General features: G+C 73.3%; 7 protein-coding genes. 2 read left to right on the top strand and 5 right to left on the bottom strand.

Annotated features, from left to right (window positions below; translation table 11 throughout):
- Positions 1–23 precede the first annotated feature (23 nt).
- Positions 24–1,262, bottom strand: a complete 1,239-nt coding sequence (locus ACSNOH_RS32540) for a serine hydrolase domain-containing protein (protein WP_436725051.1) — start codon at positions 1,260–1,262, stop codon at positions 24–26.
- A gap of 160 nt (positions 1,263–1,422) precedes the next feature.
- Here ACSNOH_RS32540 and ACSNOH_RS32535 point away from each other — a divergent pair, with 160 nt between their 5' ends.
- Positions 1,423–2,631, top strand: a complete 1,209-nt coding sequence (locus tag ACSNOH_RS32535; protein ID WP_436725050.1) for a winged helix DNA-binding domain-containing protein — start codon at positions 1,423–1,425, stop codon at positions 2,629–2,631.
- Positions 2,632–2,667: 36 nt separating this feature from the next.
- Here ACSNOH_RS32535 and ACSNOH_RS32530 read toward each other — a convergent pair whose 3' ends face one another.
- The 4 genes from ACSNOH_RS32530 to ACSNOH_RS32515 form a co-directional block, all read right to left on the bottom strand.
- A complete protein-coding gene (locus ACSNOH_RS32530; protein WP_436725049.1) occupies positions 2,668–2,973 on the bottom strand; it encodes a hypothetical protein in 306 nt (101 codons plus the stop codon).
- Between the two features lie 64 nt (positions 2,974–3,037).
- Positions 3,038–3,913, bottom strand: coding sequence for an AraC family transcriptional regulator (locus ACSNOH_RS32525; RefSeq protein WP_436725048.1), 876 nt, complete (start codon positions 3,911–3,913; stop codon positions 3,038–3,040).
- Between the two features lie 193 nt (positions 3,914–4,106).
- Positions 4,107–4,451: a hypothetical protein gene (locus tag ACSNOH_RS32520; RefSeq protein ID WP_436725047.1), complete on the bottom strand. Its 345-nt coding sequence runs from the start codon at positions 4,449–4,451 to the stop codon at positions 4,107–4,109.
- A gap of 36 nt (positions 4,452–4,487) precedes the next feature.
- Positions 4,488–5,807: an MFS transporter gene (locus tag ACSNOH_RS32515; protein WP_436725046.1), complete on the bottom strand. Its 1,320-nt coding sequence runs from the start codon at positions 5,805–5,807 to the stop codon at positions 4,488–4,490.
- A 269-nt stretch (positions 5,808–6,076) separates the two neighbouring features.
- Here ACSNOH_RS32515 and ACSNOH_RS32510 point away from each other — a divergent pair.
- On the top strand, positions 6,077–6,676 hold a 600-nt coding region (locus ACSNOH_RS32510), incomplete at its 3' end, for a TetR/AcrR family transcriptional regulator (RefSeq protein ID WP_436725045.1).

The raw sequence follows: 6,676 nt of genomic DNA, 5'->3' as shown, positions 1-6,676 counted from the left end.
ACGCCTAAGCGTCCGCCCCTTTCTCATTCCGCCGAGGCGGCGAACGCCGCCCTCGCTATCTTCAGGACGTACTTCAGCTCGCTCGAACCCGGCGGGTTGTTGTAGTTGAGGGAATACACGACCCGCCGTGAAAGATCCCGCTTCGCGAAGACCCCGTTGACGTAGCCCGGCAGGGAGCCGGTCTTGCCCCAGACGACCGTGCCGTCCGGCAGCTCCGTCCGCATGAGGCCGAGGCGGCTGAAGCAGGCGCGGCCGGGGTCGGCGGGATCACCGGTGGAGCCGGGAGCCGCGCAGTGGCGGTTGCCCGGCGCGTTGGGGACGTCCGGGAGGTCGAAGATCCGCTGTTGCTGGGAGGGCGGGAGGAGCCGTCCGCGAAAGAGCTCCGTGATGAAGCGGTCCAGGTCGGCCGCGGTGGAGATCATGCCCGCTTCGGCCCACTCGTACGGGCTCTGCTCGGTCACGTCGACGAGCGAGCCGTCCACCGTGCGGTAGCCGTGGGCGTGCGGTTCGGGGAGGGTGACGTCGTCCGCGGCGGGGACGTAGGTGTGGCGGAGGCCGAGCGGGCGGGTGATGCGGTGGCGGACCTCGTCCGCGTACGGGTGGCCGGTGACGCGTTCGATGATCAGGCCGGCGACGTGCGTGTTGATGCCGTTGTACTGCTGGGCCGTGCCGGCCGGGAAGGCCGGTGCCTGGCCGTCGACGGCCGCCTTGACGATCTGCGTGGGCGTCCAGGACCGGAAGCGGTTCTCGGCGAACCACTTGTTGGAGCCGTCCCCGTAGGTCAGCGCGGAGGGGCCCGGCAGGCCGCTGGTGTGGTCGAGGAGCTGGCCGACCTTCACGTCCTGGAAGGCGCCGGGGAGCAGTCCGGGCACGTAGCGCCGGGCCGGGGCGTCGAGGTCGACCCGGTGCTCGGCGGCGAGCTGGAGCATCACCGTGCCGGTGAAGAGCTTGGTGATGCTGCCGATGCGGAAGGAGGAGCCGGAGCGGACGGAGGCGCCGGTGGCCTTGTCCGCCGCGCCGGAGGTGCCCCACCAGTGGCCGCCGGGGCCGGCGACGCGGACCAGCGCTCCGCTCACGTCCGCGTTCGGGAAGCCGGCGATCGACTGCTCCAGTGCCTGCTTGTCCGGCCTGGATACGGCGGCGTCGGCCGCCGCGGCCGTACCCGTACCCGTACCCGCGCTCGTGATCGCGGCGAAGGCGGCGGTGAGCGCCGTGGCCAGCCGGGCGCCGTGACCGGGGGCCTTCCTCTTCAGTTGCTCCATGCCTCCGAGTCTTCCGCCCAAGATCATTCTCCGCATCGGGCATCGCCCCGACTCGCCCCCTACGCTGCCCGGACCCCGCTTCAGGGATTGCCCCGGACACCGATCTCGCGCGGGGCGCGGAGGACAGGTTCCGTCCTATATCCGCTCTACGCTCGCCCCCATGAGCAGCAGCACCGCCCGCCCGCGCATCTCCGACGACTCGCGCCGCGCACGGCTCGCCCGGCGCCACCGCCTGCACCCCGCCCACCGGGCCGGTTCCACCGAGGAGGTCGCGGACGCCGTGGTCGGGCTGCACGCCACCGACGCCGCGACCGTCTACCTCTCGGCCTGCGCGCGGCTGGCCGAGCCGTCGCCGGGTGACGTGGAGCGGGCGCTGTACGAGGACGTGTCCCTGGTCAAGCTGCTGTCCATGCGGCGGACGCTCTTCGCCGTGACCACGGAGCTCGCCGCGTACGTGAGCTCCTCGACCGCCCGCGCGATCGCGCTCCGCGAGCGGGCGACGCTCCTCAAGCACCTGCGCGAGAACGCCGAGGGGCACGCCCCCTGGGACGAGCAGCGGCTCGCCCGCACCGAGCGGGAGGTCCTGGACGCGCTGGCCGCGCGCGGCGAGGCGACCACCGCCGAGCTGAGCAAGGACGTGCCTGCCCTGCGCGAGACGCTCCTGATGTCGCCGGGCAAGCCGTACGAGGGGCGGCAGAGCATCGGCAGCCGGGTGCTGCGGCTGCTCGCCGCGGACGGTCACCTGCGCCGCGCCCGGCCGCGCGGCTCGTGGACCAGCAGCCTCTACCCGTGGGCGCCGGTGCCGCCGATCCCCGAGATGGACGTGCGGGAGGCGAAGGCGGGGCTCGCGCGGCGCTGGCTGGCCGCGTACGGGCCGGCCACGGAGGCGGACCTGAAGTGGTGGACGGGCTGGAACCTCGGCGACGCGCGCCGGGCTCTGGCGGATGTCGGCGCGTGCGAGGTGGAACTGGCGGGAGGGGAGCGCGGCCACGTCCTGCCGGACGATGTGGAGGAGGACGGCGCGGGCGACGGTGCCGGCCCCGGGCCGTGGGCGGCGCTCCTTCCCGCCCTCGACCCGACGGCCATGGGCTGGCGCGGCCGCGACTGGTACCTCTCCCCGGACCACGTCCCGGCGCTCTACGACCGCGCCGGCAACGTCGGCCCCACGGTGTGGTGGAACGGCCGCATCATCGGCGGCTGGGCCCAGCGCGCGAACGGCGAGATCGCCTGGCGGCTGCTCACGGACGCGGGCGCGGAGGCGGAGTCGGCGATCGCCACGGAGGCGGCACGCCTGTCGTCCTGGCTGGGCCCGATCCGAGTCACCCCACGCTTCCGCACGCCCTTGGAGAGAGAACTGACAGCGGGGTGAGGGCCCGCTGGGGCGCGTCCCCGTTCGCAAGCGCGATCACAAACCGGCTTCCCTCTCGGCGGCCGCGCGGATGGCCTGGATCTCGGCGAGTGCGGCTGTGGGGTCCGCTTCTCCCTCGTCCACGATCCGCTCCAGCTCGCGGAGCCTGATCGCACGCCCGGGCCGGCGCTCGATGGCAACGAACACGGCCCAGGAATGGACGAAGGCCCGCAACGGGGCCAGGCCGCCGACGTTCCGGGCATGGGTGGCGGCCTCGAACAGGTGCTGTGTCAGAGCGGGGACACGGCTAGGGGCGATCTTGGCGACCGCAGCCCGCAGGGCATCCGGCGTCAGCTCCGGCATGGGGATCAGCGGCCCGCAGGGGCCGCCACTCGCCCGTTTCCTCATGGTCGTCCGACGGCACCGCTCAGCCCGTCGCCCGCTCCACGGGTATCCACAGCTCCGCGTCCGCCTGTGGGTCTCCGTTCGTCTCGGAGAGGCGGACGCGGAGGATTTCCGGGCCCGGGCGGCTGCGGTACGGGTTGGAGGGGAACCACTGGGTGAAGACGTCGCGCCACAGGTGCTGGAGCGCATGCGGGAACGGGCCGGTGTTCTCGAAGACCGCCCAGGCGCCGGCCCGGACCGGGAGAACGTCCAGGTCCTCCGGTACGGCGGGAGCCGTGGTCACCGCGCCGTGGTAGTAGTCGAATGCGGTGCCCTCGGCCCGGCTCGGGTCGAGGCCGTCGCTCACCGCCACGATTCCTTCCGGCTCCTGGTCGGACAGTGCGGAGATGCGCCGGATCGTCTCCTGGTCGATGCCCCGGATGAATGCGGCGATCGCCGGGTTCATCCCTTCGTGGACCAGGGGAACCCGGGCCTTCTTCCCGGCCACACGGAACTCCGCCTTTTCCACCACCCGGTACCGCATGCTGCTGCTCCCCTCCACGACGAGGCGGAAGGACATCCGCGGCTGGCTCCGCAAGGCGGCACCGGTCCGCCGGGCCTCGCCCGGCCCCACCCCGTGCACGGAGCGGAACGCACGCGCGAACGCCTCCCCCGAGCCGTAGCCGTAGCGCACCGCGATCTCCAGCAGCGTCCGCTCCCCGGCGAGCACCTCGGCGCCCGCCACGGTGAGCCGCCTGCGCCGCACGTACTCCGACAGCGGTATCCCCGCCAGCGCGGAGAACAGCCGGCGGAAGTGGTACTCCGACGTCACCGCGATCCGTGCCAGTTCGGCCACGTCGACCTGCCGGTCGAGATGCGACTCGATGTGTTCCAGGGCCTCGTTCAGCCGGTCCAGCATCGCGGATCTCCTTCCCCTTACGTTCAGTCACCTTAGGAAGGCCGCGTGCTTTCCTGCCCGACATTCTGTGCCCGGTCCGATCAGGTCAGGCCAGGTCAGGTCAGCTCCGGTCGGGCTCTTTTACAGCAGGCCCAGTTCGTCGAGTTCCTTGTGGAGGGCCGCGCGCGGGTTGTCCTGGGTCCGGGCAGGAAGGCTACGTTCCGAGTCGGCTCCCCGGCGCGCCCGGCACCGCCGCGGTGAGGAGGCAGGCGTACGACCCCGCCATGACGACGCCGATCAAGCTGTCGATCAGGTGCCGGTCGAAGAGGCCCCGGAGCACCACGTACGCGATGCCATGGTCCCCGAACACCCAGGCAGTGAGCCCGCAGCCCGCCATCACCAGGACGCTCAACCCGAGGAAGCGGGCCACGCCCCGGTAGGCGGCGAGGAAGCCGAAGACGAAGAGGGGGCCGGAGTTCGCCTCGATGTGCTGCCAGTTCCAATGCCGAGCCCACTCATGTGAATCGTGCTTCCCTTCCCGGGCGGCCCTACGCCGCAATCACAGGCATCGTGCCTGATCAGCGGCCCCACCGGGTTACCGGTGGGTTTCTCGCGCGCGCGGCAGCGCCAGCGCGCCCGCGCCCGCCGCCGCCGTGCACGCCGCGCCCACCAGCAGCGCCGTCCCGTACCCCGCCGCTCCCCCGCCCGCGTGCGCGGCCACCGTGGCGAGCACGGCCAGCCCCAGCGCCCCGCCGACCTGGCGGGACGTGTTGACGAGGCCGGAGGCGAGCCCCGCCTCGTGCGGGGCCGCGGCGCCGGTGGCGGCCGCCGTGACGGGCATGAGGGACAGGCCCGCGCCGAGGGTCGCCAGCACGAAGGGCCCCAGCACGTCCCGTACGTAGTCGCCATCGGCATGCGCACCGATGCGCGACAGCCACAGGAGCCCCGCCGTGCTCATCGTCATCCCCGTGAGGATGAGCGGACGCGGCCCCGTACGGGCCAGGAGGCGGGTGGCGGTCTGCGCGCCGACGACGACGGCCGCCGAGCCCGGCACGTAGTACAGCCCGGCGACGAGCGCGCTGCGGCCGAGGACCTGCTGGAAGTACAGCGAGAGCATGAACCACATGGAGAACGCGGCCGCGCCCATGCCCATGACCAGCAGGTTGGCGGTGGCGACGGTGCGCCGGCGCAGGGTCGCGAGCGGGACGAGCGGGTGGGCGACCCGCGCCTCGACGGCCACGAAGGCCGCAAGCAGCAGCACCCCGGCCGCGAGCGGGCCCCACACCTGCCACGCGCCCCACCCGTGCGTCTCGCTCTCCACCGTGCCGTGGACGACGGACGTCAGGCCCGCGGTCACGGTCAGCGCGCCCGGGAGGTCGAGGCGGCGCAGCCCGCCGGGGGTGCCGGGCACGGCCGGTACGCAGATCAGCGCCGCGGCCAGCAGCCCCGCGCCGATGGGCACGTTGACGAACAGCACCCACCGCCACCCCGCGTACTCCGTGAGCACCCCGCCGACGACGCCGCCCACCGCGCCTCCCGCCGCCATGACCGCGCTCCAGGCGCCCATGGCCCGCGTACGGGCGGCGGGTTCGGTGAAGGTACGCATGATCAGCGTGAGGGTGGCGGGCGCGAGGACGGCCCCGCCGGCGCCCTGGACCGCGCGGGCGGCGATCAGCAGGGAGCCCCGGGTGGCGAAGCCGCCGGCGAGGGAGGCGAGGGTGAAGACCGTGACGCCGGCGAGGAAGGCGCGCCTGGTGCCGACGAGATCGGCCGCGCGGCCGCCGAGGAGCAGCAGACCGGCGAAGGCGAGGGTGTAGGCGCTGACGATCCACTGCTGGCCCGCCGGGCCGAGCCGGAGGTCGGCACGCATGGCCGGCAGGGCCACGTTCATGACGGACACGTCGAGGATGACCATGAACTGGGCCGTGCAGGCGATCAGGAGAATCGCGCTCGTGGCGCGTGCGGACGGCGCCCGGCCGGCCGGAAACCGGCCGGCCCCGCGTATGGCGGGGCGGGGTGATGGGGGGTCGGCGGCTCGCATGGCAGTGACGTCCTCCAACGGCGGGTGGACCGGCGGCGGGCAGCGGCGGGGCGACGGTGCGCCCATGGCACGCCCGCGTAAGTAGAGGTGCTCTAAAAATGTAGCACCTCTACTTTTACTTGCCGCACGGCTATCCTGGGGTCATGACCACGAGCTCGACGGCCACCCGCGTCGCTCCGGCCGCGCCCGCCCCCGCCGGGATCCGCGGCCGCAAGCGCGAGCGCACGCGCCGCGCCATCGCCGACGCCGCGTTCCGCCTCTTCGCGGACGAGGGCTTCGAGGCCGTGACGCTCACCCGGATCGCCGCGGCAGCCGACGTCGCGCCGGCCACGGTCTTCACGCACTACGCGTCGAAAGAGGACATCTTCTTCGGCCGCCGGCTGGAGTTCGAGCCGGACATCGCCGAGGCCGTGCGCGGCGCCTCGACCGGTACGGAGATCATCGAACGGGTACGCCGCTCCTGCGCCGAGGCCTTCGAGACGATCCTGGCCGAGGACTCCCTCCCCCAGGCGCGTACCTTCTCCCGCATCCTGCTGAACAGCCCCGCCCTGCGCCGCAGTTACCTCCCCATCGCCCGCGAGCGTCGCGACCAGTTCCTGTCCCTCCTGCTGGAGCGGGCGGGCGCGCGCGCGGCGGACGCGGGCGTACGGGCGGAGCTGGAGACGTTCGCGACGCTGGCGGGTGCGGTCCTTGAGCTGGGGTTCGACGCGCTGCACGGGGCGTTGGCCGCGGGGGTGGGGGCG

Origin of the sequence: Streptomyces sp. URMC 127 (assembly GCF_051386535.1) — a bacterium.
Taxonomy (GTDB): Bacteria; Actinomycetota; Actinomycetes; order Streptomycetales; family Streptomycetaceae; genus Streptomyces.
Note: the sequence above shows the minus strand (reverse complement) of the source record. Positions and strands in the feature narration are given on the sequence as shown.

Excerpts from the sequence above, each read along its gene's own strand:
- ACSNOH_RS32540 (WP_436725051.1), bottom strand. The coding sequence starts at position 1,262 with ATGGAGCAACTGAAGAGGAAGGCCCCCGGTCACGGCGCCCGGCTGGCC.
- ACSNOH_RS32535 (WP_436725050.1), top strand. The coding sequence starts at position 1,423 with ATGAGCAGCAGCACCGCCCGCCCGCGCATCTCCGACGACTCGCGCCGC.
- ACSNOH_RS32530 (WP_436725049.1), bottom strand. The coding sequence starts at position 2,973 with ATGCCGGAGCTGACGCCGGATGCCCTGCGGGCTGCGGTCGCCAAGATC.
- ACSNOH_RS32525 (WP_436725048.1), bottom strand. The coding sequence starts at position 3,913 with ATGCTGGACCGGCTGAACGAGGCCCTGGAACACATCGAGTCGCATCTC.
- ACSNOH_RS32515 (WP_436725046.1), bottom strand. The coding sequence starts at position 5,807 with ATGGTCATCCTCGACGTGTCCGTCATGAACGTGGCCCTGCCGGCCATG.